Origin of the sequence: Nakamurella sp. PAMC28650 (assembly GCF_014303395.1) — a bacterium.
GTDB lineage: Bacteria > Actinomycetota > Actinomycetes > Mycobacteriales > Nakamurellaceae > Nakamurella.
Map to the genome: position 1 here is coordinate 1,330,470 of NZ_CP060298.1, position 18,875 is coordinate 1,349,344.

15 protein-coding genes are annotated in these 18,875 nt (G+C 68.4%); 11 read left to right on the forward strand and 4 right to left on the reverse strand.

Going from position 1 to position 18,875, the window contains the following annotated elements; all coding sequences use genetic code 11:
- Positions 1 to 53 precede the first annotated feature (53 nt).
- Positions 54 to 551, forward strand: a complete 498-nt coding sequence (locus tag H7F38_RS06000; RefSeq protein WP_187093281.1) for a DUF1992 domain-containing protein — start codon at positions 54 to 56, stop codon at positions 549 to 551.
- Here the strand turns inward: H7F38_RS06000 and H7F38_RS06005 are convergent.
- A complete protein-coding gene (locus H7F38_RS06005) occupies positions 542 to 1,198 on the reverse strand; it encodes a ferritin-like domain-containing protein (protein ID WP_187093282.1) in 657 nt (218 codons plus the stop codon). The two genes, H7F38_RS06000 and H7F38_RS06005, sit on opposite strands and share 10 nt — an antisense overlap.
- Positions 1,199 to 1,349: 151 nt before the next feature.
- Positions 1,350 to 2,207, reverse strand: a complete 858-nt coding sequence (locus H7F38_RS06010) for a hypothetical protein (RefSeq protein ID WP_187093283.1) — start codon at positions 2,205 to 2,207, stop codon at positions 1,350 to 1,352.
- Positions 2,208 to 2,660: 453 nt separating this feature from the next.
- Here H7F38_RS06010 and H7F38_RS06015 point away from each other — a divergent pair, with 453 nt between their 5' ends.
- From H7F38_RS06015 to H7F38_RS06040, 6 genes are all read left to right on the forward strand, one after another.
- The gene (locus H7F38_RS06015; protein WP_187093284.1) at positions 2,661 to 6,092 is read left to right on the forward strand and encodes a lipopolysaccharide biosynthesis protein; all 3,432 of its coding nucleotides are present in this window, start codon (positions 2,661 to 2,663) and stop codon (positions 6,090 to 6,092) included.
- The gene (locus H7F38_RS06020; protein WP_187093285.1) at positions 6,089 to 6,916 is read left to right on the forward strand and encodes a hypothetical protein; all 828 of its coding nucleotides are present in this window, start codon (positions 6,089 to 6,091) and stop codon (positions 6,914 to 6,916) included. Before H7F38_RS06015 ends, H7F38_RS06020 begins: the two co-directional genes overlap by 4 nt.
- Positions 6,913 to 9,228: a glycosyltransferase gene (locus H7F38_RS06025; RefSeq protein WP_187093286.1), complete on the forward strand. Its 2,316-nt coding sequence runs from the start codon at positions 6,913 to 6,915 to the stop codon at positions 9,226 to 9,228. The genes H7F38_RS06020 and H7F38_RS06025 overlap by 4 nt, the downstream gene beginning before the upstream one ends.
- Positions 9,225 to 9,872, forward strand: coding sequence for a serine O-acetyltransferase (locus tag H7F38_RS06030; RefSeq protein WP_187093287.1), 648 nt, complete (start codon positions 9,225 to 9,227; stop codon positions 9,870 to 9,872). Before H7F38_RS06025 ends, H7F38_RS06030 begins: the two co-directional genes overlap by 4 nt.
- An 81-nt stretch (positions 9,873 to 9,953) precedes the next feature.
- Complete coding sequence (locus H7F38_RS06035; protein ID WP_187093288.1) at positions 9,954 to 11,096, forward strand: glycosyltransferase family 4 protein; 1,143 nt, start codon at positions 9,954 to 9,956, stop codon at positions 11,094 to 11,096.
- On the forward strand, positions 11,093 to 12,313 hold the full coding sequence (locus H7F38_RS06040) for a cellulase family glycosylhydrolase (RefSeq protein ID WP_187093289.1): 1,221 nt from the start codon (positions 11,093 to 11,095) through the stop codon (positions 12,311 to 12,313). The genes H7F38_RS06035 and H7F38_RS06040 overlap by 4 nt, the downstream gene beginning before the upstream one ends.
- Before the next feature lie 118 nt (positions 12,314 to 12,431).
- On the opposite strand, the gene H7F38_RS06045 is transcribed toward H7F38_RS06040, so the two are convergent.
- Positions 12,432 to 13,364, reverse strand: a complete 933-nt coding sequence (locus H7F38_RS06045) for a hypothetical protein (RefSeq protein WP_187093290.1) — start codon at positions 13,362 to 13,364, stop codon at positions 12,432 to 12,434.
- 193 nt (positions 13,365 to 13,557) lie between these two features.
- Positions 13,558 to 14,586: a hypothetical protein gene (locus H7F38_RS06050; protein WP_187093291.1), complete on the reverse strand. Its 1,029-nt coding sequence runs from the start codon at positions 14,584 to 14,586 to the stop codon at positions 13,558 to 13,560.
- A gap of 19 nt (positions 14,587 to 14,605) precedes the next feature.
- On the opposite strand from H7F38_RS06050, the gene H7F38_RS06055 reads away from it, so the two are divergent.
- The 4 genes from H7F38_RS06055 to H7F38_RS06070 all read left to right on the forward strand — a co-directional run bounded on the left by H7F38_RS06055 (position 14,606) and on the right by H7F38_RS06070 (position 18,698).
- Positions 14,606 to 15,031 carry a hypothetical protein gene (locus H7F38_RS06055; RefSeq protein ID WP_187093292.1) on the forward strand — a complete coding sequence of 142 codons (426 nt, stop codon included), beginning with the start codon at positions 14,606 to 14,608 and terminating at the stop codon, positions 15,029 to 15,031.
- Positions 15,032 to 15,653: 622 nt separating this feature from the next.
- Positions 15,654 to 16,472, forward strand: a complete 819-nt coding sequence (locus tag H7F38_RS06060; RefSeq protein ID WP_187093293.1) for a glycosyltransferase family 2 protein — start codon at positions 15,654 to 15,656, stop codon at positions 16,470 to 16,472.
- Positions 16,469 to 17,743 (forward strand): glycosyltransferase, encoded by a 1,275-nt coding sequence (locus H7F38_RS06065; RefSeq protein ID WP_222618484.1) that lies wholly within the window; start codon positions 16,469 to 16,471, stop codon positions 17,741 to 17,743. The genes H7F38_RS06060 and H7F38_RS06065 overlap by 4 nt, the downstream gene beginning before the upstream one ends.
- 163 nt (positions 17,744 to 17,906) lie before the next feature.
- Positions 17,907 to 18,698 (forward strand): HAD-IIB family hydrolase, encoded by a 792-nt coding sequence (locus tag H7F38_RS06070; protein WP_187094511.1) that lies wholly within the window; start codon positions 17,907 to 17,909, stop codon positions 18,696 to 18,698.
- Positions 18,699 to 18,875: the final 177 nt, after the last annotated feature.

Sequence of the window (18,875 nt, forward strand, 5' to 3'; positions counted from 1 at the left end):
ATTTTGGAGAGGCGAAGTCACTGTGCGAGGTTCGACAGGTCGGGAAGGAAACCATGTCCGGCAGCATCGATCGCATCGTCGAGCGTCAGATCCGCGAGGTGCAGGAGCGTGGCGTGTTCGACAACCTGCCCGGCGCGGGCAAGCCTCTCGCCGACCTGGGCGGCCCCAAGGACGAGAACTGGTGGCTCCGGCAGTACATGCAGCGCGAGGGGCTGGACGGTGTCGCGTTCCTGCCGCCGGCCCTTGCGCTCCGCAAGGAAGCGGAGGACATCCAGGTCACCGCGGCCGAGCTAAGCACCGAGGCCCAGGTCCGAGAGATGGTCACCCACTTGAACGACCGCATCCTCGACGCGCTGAGGAAGCCGTCCGAGGGACCGTCGATGACGTTGATGCAGCTGGACGTAGTGGCGGTGCTCACCAGCTGGCGCGCAGCGCGCAAACAGACGCCAGGAGAACGTCAGGAGCTAGAACAGCCGCAGCGCTGCAAGCGTTCTCGCTTGCGGCGCCTGTTCAGCGTACCGACTGAATGGGACCCGGAGCGTCAGGCCTGAATGGGCTTGACCACGGCCATGACCTGCGCCTTCGTGCGGTGCTCCTCGATCGGCGACGGGAAGGGGTCCCCGCCGATCAGGGTCGCCAGCACCGACGCGTGGCGGGATTCGACACCGGCGACGGCAGCGCCGGCCGCGAGGACGTCGGGATGCTGGATGAGCGGGACCTGGCCCTGGTAGGCGGAGACGCCGAGCTCTTCCAGCGTCGAGGCGTTCCTCAGCAGGCCGTCACGGGTGAGCCAGCTGTTGGCCGGGTAGTTGAACTTCGGCCGCGTGATGGGCGTGCCGCCCAGCGTCTTGATCGCTCCGGTGAAAGCGGCGACATGCGACTTCTCGTGGTCGGAGATGGTGGTGACCAGCTCCAGGTCCCGACCCTTGAGCAGGTTGCGGGACAGGCCGGTGAGGTAGAAGTCCAGCTCCAGGTATTCCAGCACCAGCGCGTAGTTGAGGATGTCGATGTCGCCGCCGGTCTTGGCCGCAGCGAGGATTTCCTGCGCGTCAGCGGCAGTGGGTGCTTCCAGCAGGCCACCGGTGACCAGGCTCGCGCCCACGCCGACCAGGCCGGCCCACTTCAGGAAGGAACGACGGTCGTGCCCGGTCTGGAATTCCAGCACCGGACGCCCGCCGAGGAAAGTCTCTTCAGTCATCACAAACCCGCCCATCAACTGTTCACGAGATTCTTGGTCGTCCGGGGGATTCGGCCCCGAGCACGAGCCGGATGGGCGAGATGATGTTTCGTCACCCGTCCGGCGGATCGGTCGGCCCGCAGTGAGAACAGCGGGTAGTCGGAGCCGCGCGTCAGCGGGAGCGGGTGGTCCTGGGCGTCGGCAGGGTGAGGCTGGCAGCGGGGCCGGTCGAGAAGATCAACACCTCGCTGGTCGAGGAGGGAGTGCTCGGCCGCCTGGGCGTCTTCGGTGTCGGCACCGGGGCCGGAGTCGGGGTGGGCGTCGGTAGGACGGGCGTGGACGATGTCGCAGGGCCCGAAGAGACCCCGATCTGGCCCGATGACACCGGTCCAGACCCCGACACCGTTCCAGACCCAGCCCCGGAGCCCGGCGCGGAAGTTGGAGCGGCCGCACGGGTGGCGGTACCGGCCACGGCGGTGACGGACTGCGCGAGCGAGCAGTCGTCGAGGGGGACCGGCGTCTGGTGCGAGGCCTGCACCTGCATCACCTGGCCGTCCCGGGCCAATGCGAACACCGAGCACGACAGGGTCCCGAACCGGGCGATGAACGAGTCGGTCGAGTACTGCGGAGCGGTCGTCAGGACGACGTTGCCGGCGGCGACGATGGCCGCCCGGAACTCCGGGAGCGTCTGCCCGGCGCTGGTCGCGGACGCGGGCGGGTGGTTGATGGAGACCCGCACGGCCTGGGTCGACCCGGTCGTCACGACGTATTCGCAGTGGTCGGTGCCGTTGCCGACGGCGGCGGTGAACCCCATCGCCGTCAGAGAGTTGATCTCGGCGGCCGAGGGGCACGTGAAGACCGTCGCGCCGATCGCGGCCGAGGACACGGCCGACCCCGCGGCGCCGCTGCCCGCCGGCTCCGCGGAGGCCAGGACGGTCGACTTGCCGGAACCGGACGCGCTGGTGCAGGCCGTACCGGCGACAGCCACGATCACGCCGATTGCCAACCACCATGGCGTCCAGCGGTGCATCGTCAGCCTCCCGGAAAGGTGCGCACACGTGAGCGTCGCAGGTGCGCAAGCGCTGCAGAGGTCTCGTTGTGTCGACCGCACCATCGCCGATTCTGCCAGACGGGTGAGGGGCGGTCGTGATGGTCAACGGGCATGTTCCCGTTGGATTCGCCTTGCGAACACTGTCAGGTGGTCAATGCACAATTGCTCAGAGTGACGAATGGGTCAGGTTGCGCGCTGTGATGATCACCCTATTGGGCTATAGATCGCTCAAATTCTAGTCGCAGCGACCAGATCTTCAGTACGCTGCGTCAGGGAAGCACTGACGATCACCGCTGAGTATCGCGTGAAGTCGTCGCCGGTGCCCCTGGGACAGGGTGGTCCCGGTCGATAGCCATCTCGCGCCGGTCGGCCTCCGAACCCCGTCGACCGTGAAATGGATGGAACGCGATGCTGAGCGAAGTAGGTGAACGCGTGGACACACCGGTCGCCCCGCCTCGTTCGGGATTGAAGAAGGTCATCGGGATCAGTGCCTCGCTGGTCGGCACGCAGGCCCTCACCAGCATCCTCGGGCTCGGCTTCTGGACGCTCGCGGCCCGCAGCTTCGTCACCTCCGACGTCGGTGTCGCCGGGGCCGCGGTGGCGATGATGCTGCTGCTCAGCTCGCTCGGCTCGCTCGGACTCGGCACCCTGCTGATCGCACGCCTGCCGCTCACCGACCAGGGCGACCGCCGGGTCCTGGTCCGCACGTCGCTCCTGACGGCCGGTGGCACCAGCGCCGTGCTCGCCATCATCGTCCCGCTCGTCGCGGTGCACGTCTTCGGCGCCACCAACCTCCGCCCGCTGGTCGCCACCCCGCTGACCACCCTCGGCTTCGCGGCCGGCACCGCCCTGATGGCCGTCGTGCTGGTGCTGGACCAGGCGGTATTGACCATCGGCGTCGGCATCCTGCAGTTCGAGCGCAACGTGCTGGCCAGCGTGGTCAAGATCGGCGCCCTGGTCGTCTTCCACCAGGCCGGCTTCAGCGGCGGTATGACGATCTTCCTGGCCTGGGCGGTCGGCACGCTGGTCTCGCTGCCGCTGGTCTCGCTGCGCACCCGCGGCGGATGGGGTCTGCAGACCCAGCGGCGGCTGGCCGATCCCAAGGCCCTGAAGGGCCTCGGCCGGATGGCGGCCAGCCACCATGCCCTGAACACCACCCTGCAGGCCGCGCTGCAGATCCTGCCGATCATGGTCACCGTCCTGCTCTCGGCCAGGGAGAACGCCTACTTCAACACGGCGATCATGGTGTCCGGCTTCGTCTTCGCTCTGCCCTACGCCATCGCGATCAGCCTGTTCGCCTCCGCCAGCGGGAGCGAGCGGGAGGTGCTCAGCCGCATCCGACTGACCCTGCCGTTCAGCCTGGCCGTCAGCGTGCTGGCCAACCTGGCGATGTACCCGCTGGCCGGCTTCGTGCTCAGCCTGTTCGGTCAGTCGTACGCCAGCGAGGGCGTCAACATCCTGCGGGCGCTGGTGCTGGCCGGTATCCCGTTCGTCATCAAGGACCACTTCATCGCGCTGCGCCGGGTGCAGGGGCGCACCACCGAGGCCGTCTACCTGCTGGGCGGTTTCCTGGTCGTTGAACTGGTGGCGGCTGCGGTCGGCGCGCACCTCGGTGGCACCATCGGCCTGTGCCTGGGCTGGGTGGCCGTGCTCTTCGTCGAGGCCGTGGTGCTGGCGGTGCCGCTCTACCAGGGGTGGCGCCGCTACCGCCGGGAGATCGCCCTCGACCCGGAGGCACTTCCGGTCGACTCGGCTCCCGAACTGGCCATGGCCATCCCGGAGTTGGCTCTGTCCGTACCGCAACCGGCCGATTTCTCGCCCCGCCAGGAAGAATCCCTGATCGGCAGACTGCAGGTCATCGAGCGTGGCGATAGTGTCGCCACGATGACGGTGCCGGAACCACCACGCGCGCCGACCGCGGCCGTCCTCACGGCGGATCCGCACCGACACGGCGTCCCACGCGCGGAGCGTCCGCCGGCCACGGAGAAGGTGCACCGCGGGATCCTCGGACCGTCGAACCTGGCCGGTCCCGCCTTGGTGGTGATGTCCCTGGGTGTGGTGCTGATGGCGATCGCCGCCAACGCCGGTCGCTCCGGTTCGGTCGCGGGTTGGACGCAGGCCGCCTGGGCCGTCGGTCTCGTGATGATCTTCCTGCCGGCCTGCTTCCGCATCGTGCTCCGCGGGACCCCGCACGTCGAGCGGATGATCCTCGCGGTGGCCATGCCGATGATCCTGCAGGTCAGCAGGCTGGTGCTGAACCCGACCCAGTTCGCCTTCCACGACGAGCTGATTCACGGGAACACCCTGCGGCAGATCGACCAGACGTCGCGCCTGTTCACCGAGAACCCGCTGCTGCCGGTCTCCGGTTACTACCCGGGCCTGGAGGTCGTCACCGACGCGATCCAGCGCCTGACCGGTCTGACGCCGTTCGTGTCGAGCACGATCACCCTGCTGCTGGCCCGGATGATCATCTCGCTGGCGATCATCGCCGTGGTCGGGCTGGTGACCGGGTCGCGCCGGGCGGGCGCCGTCGGTGCGGTGGTCTACGTCCTGAACCCGCAGGAGCTGTTCTTCAACTCCCAGTACTCCTACCAGACGCTCGCCCTGCCGCTGGCGATCTTCTCGGTCTACCTGTTCGCCGTCCGTCGCCGCGGCAGCAGGACGGCCCTCGTCCTGCCGATCGCCGCCACCGCGATGACGACGTTCACCCACCACCTGACGGCGATCCTGCTGGTCGCCGCCTTCGCCGTCTGGCTGATCGTCGACGTCATCGTCGGGCGCTTCGACCGGCGTCGTCCCGCGACCGAGGACCCGAGGGCCCCGCAGTCCAGGGTGGACCGTCGCCGTCTGATCACCAGCCTGCACGACCGGGGCGGCCTGATCTGGATGACGGCGTCCGGTGCGGTGCTGTCGCTGGTGGCGGCACTCAACCCGGGCAGTCCGCTGCGGACCTACCTGCAGTCGATCGTCGGCAGCTCGACCTCCGACGTCACCAGCCTGACCGAGGGCAAGCAGACGAAGGCACTTTTCGCGGATTCGGCCGGCACCGGACCGGCCCGCTGGGAGCAGGCACTCCTGCTGTCGGCGGTGCTGCTCGGCGGCCTGGCCATGTTCGTCGTGCTCCGCTTCCTGTGGAGCCGCCGACGTCGTCCGCAGGCCCTCGCCGTGATCGTCGGCTTCCTGGCACTGCTCTACCCCGTCATCCCGGGCGGTCACCTGACGGCGGCCACCGCCGAGGTCGGCGACCGGGCCTCCGGTTTCGTGTTCATCGGGTTGGCCGTCGTGATGGGCTGGTGGCTCTGGCGGTCGCACTGGCGCCTGCGTTCGTTGATGGCGATCGTGGTCGCGGGCCTGGTCATGTTCTACGGCAACATCGTGCTCGGAGCAGGTCCGACGTCCGGCCAACTGCCGGGGCCGTACCAGATCTCGGCCGACGCGCGCAGTGTCGACGCCGCCAACATCGCTGCGGCGCAATGGCTTTCGGCCGGTGTGCGGCCGGACAGCGTGATCTACGGCGACCGCACCTCCGGTGGCCTCGCCGCCGAGCTCGGCGGTCAGTTCACCATCCTGCACGTGTCCAGCAACATCGACGCCTCCCGGCTGCTGCTGGATCCGGCCTACACCGACAAGGACGTCGCGCTGATCAAGCGGGCCAGGATGGACTACCTGATCGTGGACACCAGGCTCTCCACCGGCCTGCCGCACCAGCAGTACTACATCGAGAGCGGCGAGTTCGGCGGCGGCCAGCGGTCCGGCCCGGTACCGGCTGCGGCACTGGCCAAATTCGCCTCGGTGCCCGGTGTCCAGCGCGTCTACGACAACGGCGCGCTGGTGATCTACGACGTGAGGGGACTGCGCGGATGAGCACCACCTCGACGGACCGGAAGCCGGACGACCGGGCCCCGGCCGCGGATCAGCCGGCCCGCAGTGCTTCCTCCGCATGGTTCCGCGACATCGGCTGGCGGATGGCGCTGGCCGTGGCCGCCGCCATCGTCGCCGCGCTGTCCGCCCCGACCTGGCTGAGCACCCTGCTGACGGTCGCCGCATCGGTCGTCGTGGTCGAGCGTGTTGTCCGTCTCCGCCGTCGCGGCATGCTGGACGCCGCACTGGTCGGCAGCGGCATGCTCGTCGTGGTCCTGGGCCTGCTGGGCCTGCTGCTGAACTACGTGCCGGGCGGCATCGGCCGCACCAGCTGGTCGATCGGCGCCGTGCTGCTGGCCATCCTGCTCCTGACGATCGTCGGTCTCGGCGAGGACGTGCCCCCGAGTCCGTTCCGGCCGCTGTGGAGCCGCTCGAGTCTGCCCACGGCGATCTGGGGCGTGGCCGCGGCCGCGATCCTGGTCTTCGCGATCGTCATCTCGACGCAGTCCTTCCAGCGCACCCACGTCGCCCCACTGGATCTCGCGAGCACGCCGGTGCGGGACGGGGTCGCGACGTTGACCGTCTCCTCCGGGTCGGAGCAGGGTCCGTTCGAGGTCGACCTGGTCACCTCGACCAGCCGGGTCGTGCTGGCCAAGAACGTCACCGTCTCGGCCGGAGTGTCCAGCGCCCTGGTGATCGCGGTGCCGGCCAGGACGCGCGCGTTGGTGCAACTGGTCCAGCCCGGTACCACCGTCGTACTGCGTCAGCTGATCTTCGACACCACCGCGACCGCCTCCGCCGTTCCGTCGACGGGCGCCACCGGATGACGCGGCACCGCGTGCCCGACCCGGCTGCGACTCGGCCGATCCGGGTGCTGCAGGTCGTCCAGCGCTTCTATCCCGAACTCGGCGGCCTGGAAACCCATGTGGCCGAGGTGACCTCGCGTCTGCGGGAGATGCCGGACATCGAGATCACCATCCTGACCACGGATCGCAGTGGCGAGCTGCCGAAAGAGGATGTGATCAACGGGGTCCGGGTGATCCGGCGCCGCTCGTGGCCGCGCGAGAAGGACTACTACTTCTCGCCCGGTCTGGTGAAGGTGATCCGCTCCGGCGGCTGGGACGTCGTGCACCTGCAGGGTGGCCAGACCTTCGTGCCACTGGTCGGCATGCTGGCCGCGCTGTCGGCACGGATCCCGTACGTGCTGACCTTCCACACCGGCGGTTACTCCACCGCCGGCCGCTCGGTGATGGGCTGGGTACGGACCAGGGCGTTGGCGCCGTTGCTGTCCCGGTCGGCGAAACTGGTGGCGGTCAGCCGGTTCGAGAAGAAGAGCTTCTCGGCGGACACCGGGATCGATCCCGACCACTTCACCGTCATCAACAACGGCGGAGCGCTGCCGCCGGTACCGGCCGGTGTGCTGCCGCAGCCCGGGACCATCGTCTCCAGCGGGCGACTGGAGAAGTACAAGGGGCACCACCGCGCGATCGAGGCGCTCCCGATCATCCGGCGCGCGGTGCCGGGCGCCCGCCTCACGATCCTCGGCGGCGGGCCCTACGAGAGCGAACTGCGCGCCCTGGCCGCAACTCTCGGAGTCAGCGACGAGGTCACCATCAGACATCTGCCGCCGACCGAGCGCGCCCAGATGGCCTCCATCCTGGCCGGCTCGAGCGTGATGGCGGCGCTGTCCAGCTACGAGGCCCACCCGGTCGGCATCATGGAGGCACTGGCCCTCGGGCTCCCGGTGCTCGGCTGCGACGTCGCCGGCATCGGCGACCTGGTCGAGGACGGGCTGGTCCGCGGCATCGACGTGGCGGCCGGTCCGGCCGAGGTCGCGGCGGCCCTGGTCGACATGCTGACCCAGAACGCCGACGGAAAGCCGCGCGCGGCAGCTGGTTTCGAACTGCCGACCTGGGAGGGCTGCGCCGCGGCGCTGGCCGACGTTTACCGCGAGCTGGCTCCGGCGCGCGCGCCCGGGCGACCGCTGCGGATCGCGCAGATCATCACCACGCTGACCACCGGCGGGGCCGAGAAACAACTCGAGTCGCTGATCGGGCACAGCGGCAACGCCCACCGCACCATCGCGCTGTACGGCGGCGGCACCATCGCCGACCGGATGACGGCGGCCGGCGCGGAGGTCGACGTGCTCGGCATGGACGGACTCGGCAAGCTCACCGCGATTCCCCGCCTGGCGCTGCGGCTGCGGCAGATGCGCCCGGACGCGGTCCACGTCCACCTGCTGTCCGCACAGCTGTGGGGCATCCCGGCGGCGCGGCTGGCCGGCGTGCGCACGATCATCTCCAGCGAGCACTCGCTGATGGAGACCAGCATGGAGATGCGGCCGCTGACGCCCACGCTGCGCCGGATCTACCGGTCGCTGGAATCCATGGTGACCAGAACCGTTGCGGTGTCGGCGACCACGAAGACGCGGCTGCTGCGCTGGGGCGTCGCGCCCGACCGGATCAGCGTCATCGACAACGGCATCGACTTCGACGAATTGGCGTTCGCGGACGACGACCGTCAGGCGCGGCGCGCCGAATTCGGGGTGGGGCCGGGCACGGTGCTGATCGGCGCGGTCGGCCGGCTCGATCCGGTCAAGCGCTTCCCGCAGTTGCTCGAGGCACTGGCTCCCACCCTGGAACACGGTTTCCGGGAACTGTTGCTGGTCGGCGACGGACCGTTGCGCGGTCCCCTGGCGGCCCGCGCCGCCGAACTCGGCGTGGCCGACTGCGTGCACCTGACGGGGCCCCGCCCCGACGTGCCGGCCCTGCTGGCCGCGATGGACGTGATGGTCAGCCCGTGCCGTGACGAGACGTTCGGCATGGCCGTGCTCGAGGGCCTGGGGGCCGGACTCCCGGTGGTCTACGCCCAGTGCCCCGCGCTGGACGAACTCGGCGAGCAGCCGGCCTGGGCGGTCCAGCTGGCCGCCGCCGACTCTGGGGTGTCCGAGGCACAGAGCATCCGGCTGTGCGTCGAGCAGGTCCTTGACCTCCGGGCCTCTGGTCGATTCCCGTTGCCGGCCAACATCTCCGACGCCTACGGGATCGACCGGACGGCGGCCTCCTTCGACCGGCTCTACCACGACCTGGTCACCGGGACCGCGCTGCCTGTCGTCGTGGGTGCCGGGAACGACCGATGAACGCCTCGGGCTCACAGGATGCGGAGTCGTATCCCTCGACCGGGAAGTGTTCGCTCACCGAACGCGGACCCTGGTGGCCCGAGTTCCTCGAGGATCTCGGGCGCTACCGCGCCCACCACGGCGGCTCCACGATCAAGCCGCTGCTCCTGGAGCAGGGGCTCTGGGCTCTCCTGCAATATCGGTGGGCCTCGGGGATCCACCGTCGGGGCAGCACCGGCCCGGCCGGCGTCGTGCTCGGGCTGGTGGCGGTGCTCACCCAGAAGATCACCGAGATCGTGACGGGCATCAGCCTTCCGGCCGAGGCCCAGCTGTTCGCCGGCCAGTACATCGGACACTTCGGCCCGACCGTCGTCAACAAGGATGCGGTGATCGGCGCCGGCTGCAACATCAGCCAGGGTGTGAGCATCGGGATTTCGGGCCGCGGAGCACGGCGGGGTTGCCCGGTGATCGGGCCCCGCGTCTACATCGGTGCCAATGCTGTCGTCGCCGGCCCGATCACGGTGGGGGCCGACGTGGTGATCGCCGCCAACTCCCTGGTGAACCGCGATGTGCCGGAGGCCACTACGGTGGTGGGTGTTCCGGCCATCGTGGTGTCGTCCAATGGAACCGCAGGTATGGGCCTGCACCAGCGCCCGCGACGGTGAGACCGCCTCAGCGCGTGGATACGGCTACCGACGTGGCTCCGTCCCTGGATCCCACCTGCCCGCCCGATCACTAGGAGGAACATGACGTCCGCAGCAGCTCCCGACCCCCCTTCGGAGAGCACTACCTCCCTCGTGCTCGCCTCCCGCGGGGACGCGCTGACGCCGTACCTGTTCCGGGCCCTGGCCGAACGCTTCGACATCTCGGGCCAGATGTCCGTCGACCTGACGACCCGTCAGCGCTACACCGTGGCGCTGACCACCTTTCGGCCCTCCCGCACGGCGTGGGTGGAGAAGTTCTACAAGAGCTCGCGCGCCTACGGCTACCGCAGTGCCAACGCCGCGCACCGTCTGGCCGACATCAAGGTCCCCTTCGACCTGGTCTTCCAGATCCACGCCCTGTTCGACGTCCCGGACACGACCAGCGCCCTGTACATCGACTGCACGCACCGTCAGTCGGCTGCGAACTGGCCGGCCTGGAATCCGCTGAGCGGCGACGAGCTCGAGCGCTGGTACGCCCGCGAACGGGCCGAATACCACCGTGCGGCGCACCTTTTCGCCTTCTGCGAGCCGACCAGGAGGTCGTTGGTCGAGGAGTACGGCGTGCCCGAGGAACGGGTCACCACGACGTACGCAGGCGTCAACCTCGACCAGATGCCCGCCCTGGATGCCGACCCCCGGCCCGAGCAGGGCGTGGGCGTGCCGACAATTCTTTTCATCGGCAACGACTTCGTCCGCAAGGGTGGCGAGGATCTGCTGAAGGCGTTCCGCATCGTCCGGGCCGCGATTCCGAACGCCCGGTTGCAGCTGGTCGGTACCGATCCGCACATCGCGGCCCAGGAAGGTGTCGAGGTGCTCGGCCGGATCAACGACCGGGCCCGGATCGAGGAGCTCTACCGCGGCGCCTCCGTCTTCACCGTCACCTCCTATTTCGATCCCTTCCCCCTGGTGTTGTTGGAGGCCATGGCATTCGGGCTGCCCGTGGTGAGCAGCCGGACCTGCGGGATCCCGGAAATCGTCGAGGACGGGGTCACCGGCAAGATGGTCGACGCCGGTGACGTGGATGCGATCGCCGCGGCCCTGATCCAGACCCTGTCCGATCCGGAGGCGGCGCGGCAGGCCGGTCTGGCGGGTCGGGTACGGGTGGAGAAGCTGTACACGTGGGACGCGGTCGTCGATCGGATGACTCCGGCCCTGGTCAAGGCCCATGGGCGGCCGCAGGCGTGATTCCTCCCAGACGCGGACGACCGTTCGTGCTGCTGGTGGCGGTGCTCTGCTGGCTCGCCGCCGGATGCACCTCGGCGAAGACCACGGTGACCACGACCACCGCGACGACGAGTACGGCCGCCAGCAGTTCCGCGGTCCCGCTACCCACGATCGCCGCGAACTCGGGCTTCGTCACCAGGTCCGGACGTCAACTCCTCCTGGACGGCAAGCAGTTCCGGTTCGTCGGGGCCAACCTCTACGACGCGGCGGGTAGTGACCGCTACAGCTGCAACGCCGGGAACAGACTGTCCGATGCAGCACTGCTGGCCACGCTGCGGTACCTGCACGACAGCGCGGGAGCCACCGTCCTGCGGTTCTGGGCCTACCAGACCTACACCCAGGCCGGCACCTACTTCGGCGGGGTGGATCGCGTCATCGCCGCGGCCAAACAGGTCGGCATGAAGGTGCTACCGGTCCTCGAGGACGGGCCGGGCAACTGCACGACCATCAACCCGGCGGTGTCCAAAGCGGCGTACCAGGGGGACACCTGGTTCAACAACGGCTACAAGGTCCCTTACGGGAACGCGTCGATGTCCTACCGGGACTACGTCAAGGTGATGGCGGCACACTACGCGAACGAGCCGACCATCCTGGCGTGGAGCATGATGAACGAGGCGGACACCTCGGCACGAGATCCGTTCGGGCGGCCCGTTCTCGTCGACTTCGCCACCGATGTGGCAGCGCAGATCCGGTCCGTCGACACCCACCACCTGCTCACCATCGGGACCCAGGGCAACGGCGCGCCCGGTGCCAGCGGCGCCGACTTCGCCGCCGTGTACGCACTCCCGCAGATCGATCTGGCCGAGGTCCACGACTGGGGCTACTGGGGATCGGACCAGAGCCCGATGCCCGGTGGCAACGGCGCGAATCCACCGGCCGCCGACTCCGCTGCCTGCAAACAACTCGACGCCAAGGTCGGCTGCTCGTTCGCGATCGCGGCGGTGCTGGGCAAGCCCCTGTTCGTCGGGGAGGCGGGGATCTTCGGCCGCACCGCGGACGAGCGGACGAACAGGGCGACCCTGCTGAAGGCGAAGATGGACGCCGCCTTCGCCGCCGGAGCCGCCGGCTACCTGGTCTGGTCGATCAACACCCAGATCACCGACGGCTACGACATCCTGATCAGCGACAACGACCCCCTGATCGGTCAGATGTCCACGGTCGCGAAGGGCCTGCTCTAGCCCCCCGCCCCCCGCCCCTCGCCCCCCGCCCCCGCCCCCCGCCCCCCGCCCCCCCGCCCCCGCCCCCTCGTCGAGCGGATACTTATAGCGGGCAAATCGGACAGAATTCGACCGAACCTCACCGGTCGATCCGGGCTTCGAGCATCGATCGGATCTGGGCGACCAGATGCTCACGGCGCTGCCAGATCATCTGGTGGGTGACACCCAGCATCAGCCAACCGGCGCGCTGCAATTCGTTGTACCGCTCCCGGTCCTGGTGGAGGGCGGCGCCGGTGTGGAATTGCACCCCTTCGTACTCGCACCCGACGCGCAGTTCCGGCCAGCCCAGGTCGACGCGGTAGCGCAACCCCTGCCCGGTCGTCACCTGGATCTGTGGTGTCGGGGCCGGAAGACCGGCCTCGATGCAGACCCAGCGGAGCCACGACTCACCCGGCGATTCGGCTCGCCCGTCGGCGAGGGGGATGAGGACGCGCACCTGTCGGACTCCGCGGATCGACAATTCAGCGGCCACCGCCGAAAGTTCGACCTGACGAACGTGCGTCTTGCGCAGTGCCGCGTCCAGAACGGCCAGCGACTTCGCCGGATTGCGTTCGAGAGCCGCGATCCTGACGGTGGTCTCGCTCAGATCGGTGACCGACCGGCCGTCGACGTCATTGTGCGGTCGGATCAGATGCGGACGGTGCAGGACGAGCCCGTCGAGTGCGGACGGTGAATCCACCGCAGCCAGGACGTGGGTCCGGCGGTCCCCTCGGATGTCCGCCCCGTAGAGCTCGGCAGCGGTGTGCAGGCACGCGGTCACGGGTCGCCCCAAGGACAGTGCGGCCGCCGTCAACCGCGTCCGTACGCCACACGAAGCACCGTCCGCCTGATCGGTCGGCAGGGCATAAGTGTTGCGCCACAACTTGTTCAACACGCCGGAGGAGGTCAACCCGCGCAGCTGCCGACGCCCGACGAAGGGATGGAGCTGCGTGCCCAGCAGCGCCCCGTCCTGAGCAGCCGCCAGCTCGCGCAATTCGTCCGGCAACCGCCAGTGCCCACCCATCGGATCCATGACGCGAGCTTGAGCGAAACCCGGCCGCGAGTCGACCGTCGAACCGCCGATGTGGATGGCGAACAGGTATGGGGATAACTTCGCGGGTCTCCCCACCCTCGTCCTGGACTCCCCACCCCCGTCGAGCGGATAGGTAAAGCGGGCAAATGGGACAGAATTCGACCATAGGTATCCGCTCGATGCGGAGGGCGGGTCAGTGCTGGGCGGACATCCAGCGGGCGTGGGACGTCAGGGCCGCACCGACTGCGGCCGAGTTCTGATCGACGCCGGGGGCGTACATCGCGTATCCGTCGCCGTGCGGCTCCGGGTCACCGTTCGCCAGATGGGGCATCAGCGTCCAGTACAGGTCACCGGAGATGTCCGGGTCGCTCTGGACGGCGGAGATCAGGGCGTTCGTGGCGGAGGCGTTGGTCCATGAGAACTCGCCGACGACGTACGCCTTGCCGTGCGCAGCGGCGGTGGCCGCATCCCGCTGCATCCAGGCGACGTCGACGGGATAGAAATGACCGCCGACGATGTCGACGTCCGGGGCGTCGATCGCCGCCTGCGAGACCGACATTCCGTCGGCGGCCGAACCGTCCGCGACCAGTTGCTGCGCGCCCAGGGTGTGCTTGATGAAGGCGGCGAGGTTCTGGGTCCAGGCCGGAGTGGCCGTCCAGAGTTCATTCCCCGTTTCCCAGGCCATGATGGTGGGGTCGTTCCGGTAGGTGACGCCGGTGAAGGTGTTCACGTGATTCAGCAGGTGAGCGACGTAAGTCTGGAACGCGCCGATGACCGACGGGTCGCTGTAGAAATGGCTCTCGGCATTTCGCTGCGCCGAGTTGTTGGCCGCCGTCGCGTTTGGATCAGAGCTGTTCGGGTAGCCGGCCCAGCCCGTGAAAACGGATTCGCCGCCGTGGTAGTAACGCCATTGATCGGTCAGCGGGATCATCAGCTTCAGGCCCAGCTGACCGGCTCGGTAGATCGCGTAGTCGGCCGAGGCCAGTGCGTCGTCGTCGAACACGCCGGGCCGGGGCTCGAAGCAGACGGAACAGCCCACCGAGATGCCGAGCGTGTGCGAGCGGATCACGGTCGCGCCCATCGACACGGCGGACTGGAGGGCGTCGTCGATGCGGTCCTTGGTGGGGTAGGTCGGGTTGCCATACGCGTCCCGGATGTTGTCGTCCAGGCCCAGGTAGTACTCGTCCGCACCGGCGAACCGGAACACCGAACCGCCCAACACCAGCTTGGACCCCGACCTGGTGACGAAGCCGGCCGGGCTGGGCGCGCCCGGGCTGGACGTGGCCGGTCCGGAGGTCGGGGTGGTACCGGGGCTGGGGGCCGCCGTCGTGCCGACCGTGCTCACCGGGGGCGTGCTGCTCGCGGATGCGGTGCTCGCCGCGGGCGCAGTGCTGGTGGGGGGCGCGGTGCTGGTGGGGGGCGCGGTGCCGGCCGCGGGGGCGGTGCCGGTGGGGGGTGCGGCAGAGGTGGTCGCGAGTTGTGAGCTGGTGGCCGGGATCAGGGTGATCCAGGGCAGCCCGTTCGTCGACGCGACACCGGCCGCAGCACTGGGGGAGGCCTGGAGCGACAGCGCACCGACAACGGCAGCGGTCAGCAGCACCCCCAGCAGACCGGCCCGTGACCGCACGGTGCTCGTGCCCGAACGACGGGCGCCGGCCTTCGAGTGAACAGAGAGTGACGATGAGCGAGTGCTCCGACCGTGACCGAACATGTGTTGACCAATCGCCTCGCCGCGGAGGACCGACAAATCCCGTCATGCGCGACAGGGCGGTCCCGTTCAGGAGAAGGTCGACAACGGGGGCGAGCCTCTTCACTGATGCTGAGCGTAATCGGATGACTACGAAGAGTCAACAGTGTGAGCGTGAGCATTCGACCAATGCGCCAAGATGCTGCGAGGGTCGGCCAACACGTGCGAGGGCAGCGTGCGAAAGCGCTTCGCGCGTGCAATCATTCGCCACGGGTGAACCGTACAGAGCTCGGATGACGGCGACTATGTGGTGATAGCCAGCCGGTCACGCTCTGCATCGGAAGCCGGGATCACGAACGAGGAAACGTTCGCTCCTGATGACCCTATTCGGGGACGCCCCTCGTTCGGATGGGTCAAATGTTACCCAAAGTGCCATGAATAACATTTCAGACATCTGGGGGGCGCCAATCGGGTGATTCCTCTATCGTTGACCCTGTTCACGTGGTGGTGACATTGATCCGTCAGGCTCAAGCGGTCGCCATTCGCTTGACGGGGAGTCAGAGGCGAGACCGACCAGCACGCAACAGCTCCAGGAGTCCCGGATGCGCGCCGTACACCCCCGACCCTTAGGTCAACCCAAGATCAGCATCATCGTCCCGGCCCGCAACGAGGCCCGGAACCTCGAGGTCGTCCTGCCGACGCTACCTCTCGACGCCGAGATCATCGTCGTGGACGGTCATTCCGTCGACGACACCGAGAAGGTCGTCGCGACGATCCGCCCCGACGCCAAGTTCGTCCAGCAGACCCGCCGCGGCAAGGGCAATGCCCTCTCGGTCGGCTTCGCCGAAGCCACCGGCGACATCATCGTCATGTTCGACGCAGACGGATCCGCCGATCCGAAGGAGATCGATCGCTTCGTGGCCGCACTGGTCGCCGGCGCCGACTTCGCCAAGGGCAGCCGTGTGCTGGCCGGCGGCGGTAGCAGCGACATCACCGTGCTGCGCGACCTCGGCAACAAGATGCTCACCCTGATCACCAACCTCGGGTTCCGCACCCGTTACACCGATCTGTGCTACGGCTACAACGCCTTCTGGGTGGACGTGCTGCCGCACCTCGACCTCCCGCACCCGCAGCCGGTCTCCGCCGACATGCTCTGGGGCGACGGTTTCGAGATCGAGACCCTGATCAACTGCCGCGTCGCCGCCGCCAAGCTGGACGTCGCCGAGGTACCCAGCGTCGAACTGCTCCGCCTGTTCGGTGCCAGCAACCTGCACGCCGTCCGCGACGGACTCCGTGTGCTCAAGACCATCGGGACCGAGTGGCGCCGTGCCCGCGTCAACGCGAAGTCGGCCGCTGCCGTCAGGACCGTCACGTCGTCCGTCCTGGTCAACGATCAGCATCTCAAGGAAGCCTCGGCGTGACCGACAAATCCTGGCGACGACCGAAACTCCGGATCGTCGACGCCCCCACGGGCGCCCCGAGAGTGATGGTGGTCGGCGCAGGATGGCGATTCACGTCCGGCATCAGCTACTACACCTGCCGCCTGACGAACGCCCTGGCCGAGGTCGCCCCGACCAGTGCCCTGCTGATGCGTCAGTTGGTGCCGACCTTTCTGTACCCGGGACGCAATCGGGTGGGGGAGCAGGTCAACGACCTCTCCTACGGTCCGTCCGTCCAGGTTTTCGACGGGGTGGACTGGTTCTGGGGAACCAGCATGGGCAAGGCCCGCAAGTTCATGCAGGAGACCCGGCCCCAGGTCCTGGTGCTCCAGTGGTGGACCGGTGCGGTGCTGCACTCCTACCTGCAGCTGGTCCGTCTCGCCCGCAAGTCGGGCTGCAAGGTCATCATCGAATGGCACGAGGTGCAGGACACCGGTGAGGCCCGTATCCCCGGCGTGGCCCGGTACGTCACCAAAGCGATGAAGATGCTGCTGCGCAGGGTGGACGGGCACGTCGTGCACTCCCAGTACGACCTGGACCTGTTGCGGCGCACCTACTTCCTGCCGGATGAGCTCGTCACCATTGCCCCTCACGGACCCTACGACCACCACAAGCAGGAAGTGGTCAGCAGTGGCCCGGCGAGCGATCCGACGCTCACCGTCCCGGTCGAACCCGAAGACTTCGTCTTCCTCTACTTCGGTGTCATCCGCCCGTACAAGGGCGTCGAAGATCTCGTCGCCGCGTTCGATCTGCTGCCGGCGACGGTGCGCGACCACAGCCGTCTCGTGCTGGTCGGCGAGACCTGGGAGGGCTGGACCGCTCCGCTGGAAGCGGTGGCCGCCAGCCCGAACCGCGATCGCATCTCGGTCGTCAACCGGTACGTCACCGACGCCGAGGTGGCCGGCCACTTCGCCGCTGCCGACGCGGTCGTGCTGCCGTACCGTCGCTCCTCGTCCTCCGGCCCGCTGCACATCGCGATGAGCTCCGGGCTCCCGGTCGTCGTCACGAAGGTCGGCGGACTGGTCGAGGCCGCCGGTGGCTACGAGGGAACCCACTTCGTGCCGGCCGCCGACCCGGCCGCACTGGCTGACGCATTGGCCGAGGTGTCCGCCTCGCGTGGTCGCCGGTACTCCGATCCGCACAGCTGGGACCGCACCGTTGACGCCTACGGGGAACTGCTGCGCCGCATCGGAGCGGCCACCTGGGCACCTGCGATGCAGGACCATGCCCCGCAGGCCGCACGCGGCGCCTGAATCTCACCGATACTGGAGCGGGGCGGCTCCGCTGGCACGGTGGCCGCCCTTGCTCGGCACCCATCTGCCCGCGCACGTAGTAGCAGTGATGACCGTGCTCTACCCGAACACCGCGCTTCGCGATCACCGCGCCGGCGGACGCTCTCTGGAACAAGGGGACTACATGAAGAACATCGGTCTGGTCGCCTTCGACCTGGACGACACGCTCGCGCCCTCGAAGTCGCGGGTCGATCCTGAGATGGCCCGCCTGCTGGACGAGCTGGTCGGGCTGGTGCCGGTGTGCATCATCTCCGGGGGACGTTTCGAGCAGTTCACCATGCAGGTGCTGTCCTCGTTGGAACCCGGTGACAGCCTGTCCCGCCTGCACCTGATGCCGACATGCGGCACCCAGTACTACGAGTGGCTCGGCCAGGAATGGCACCAGGTGTACTCCGAGGAGCTGACGGAGGCACAGAAGTCTGCGGTCATCACCGCGTTGACCGAAGGCGCCAAGGAACTCGGCCTCTGGGAGGACCAGACCTGGGGCCCGATCATCGAGGACCGCGGCAGCCAGATCACCTTCTCCGCCCTCGGCCAGGAGGCCCCGGTCGAGGCCAAGAAGCAGTGGGACCCGAGCGGCTCGAAGAAGGAGCAGCTCCGGACCTACGTGGCCGCCCGCGTCCCCGAGTTGGAGGTCCGCGGTGGTGGCTCGACCTCGGTCGACGTGACCCGCAAGGGCGTCGACAAGTCCTACGGGATGAACAAGATCAAGATCAAGCTGGGTCTGCAGAACGACGACATCCTGTTCATCGGCGACCGACTGGACGAGGGCGGCAACGACTACCCGGTCAAGGCGATGGGCATCGAGTGCATTGCGGTGCACGAATGGCAGGAAACCGCCGTCGTCGTCCGCGACCTGATCAGCTGGCTGCGCAAGAGTGCGGATCAGCAGTTGTCGGCCGGCGTCCGGGCCTGACCACGGTCAGGTGTCCGGCGTGTTGAAGGACGGCAAAATGCTGGTAAATTTTCCGGACGTCCTGCCCTGTCCGCGTCCGATCTGTCCAGTCTTGCGGTGGGGTCCTCGGTAGAGAGGTCGATGGCATGCAGCTCCTGCGCCCCACGCCGGAAGAGGCGTGCTGCTGTCGCCATCCGG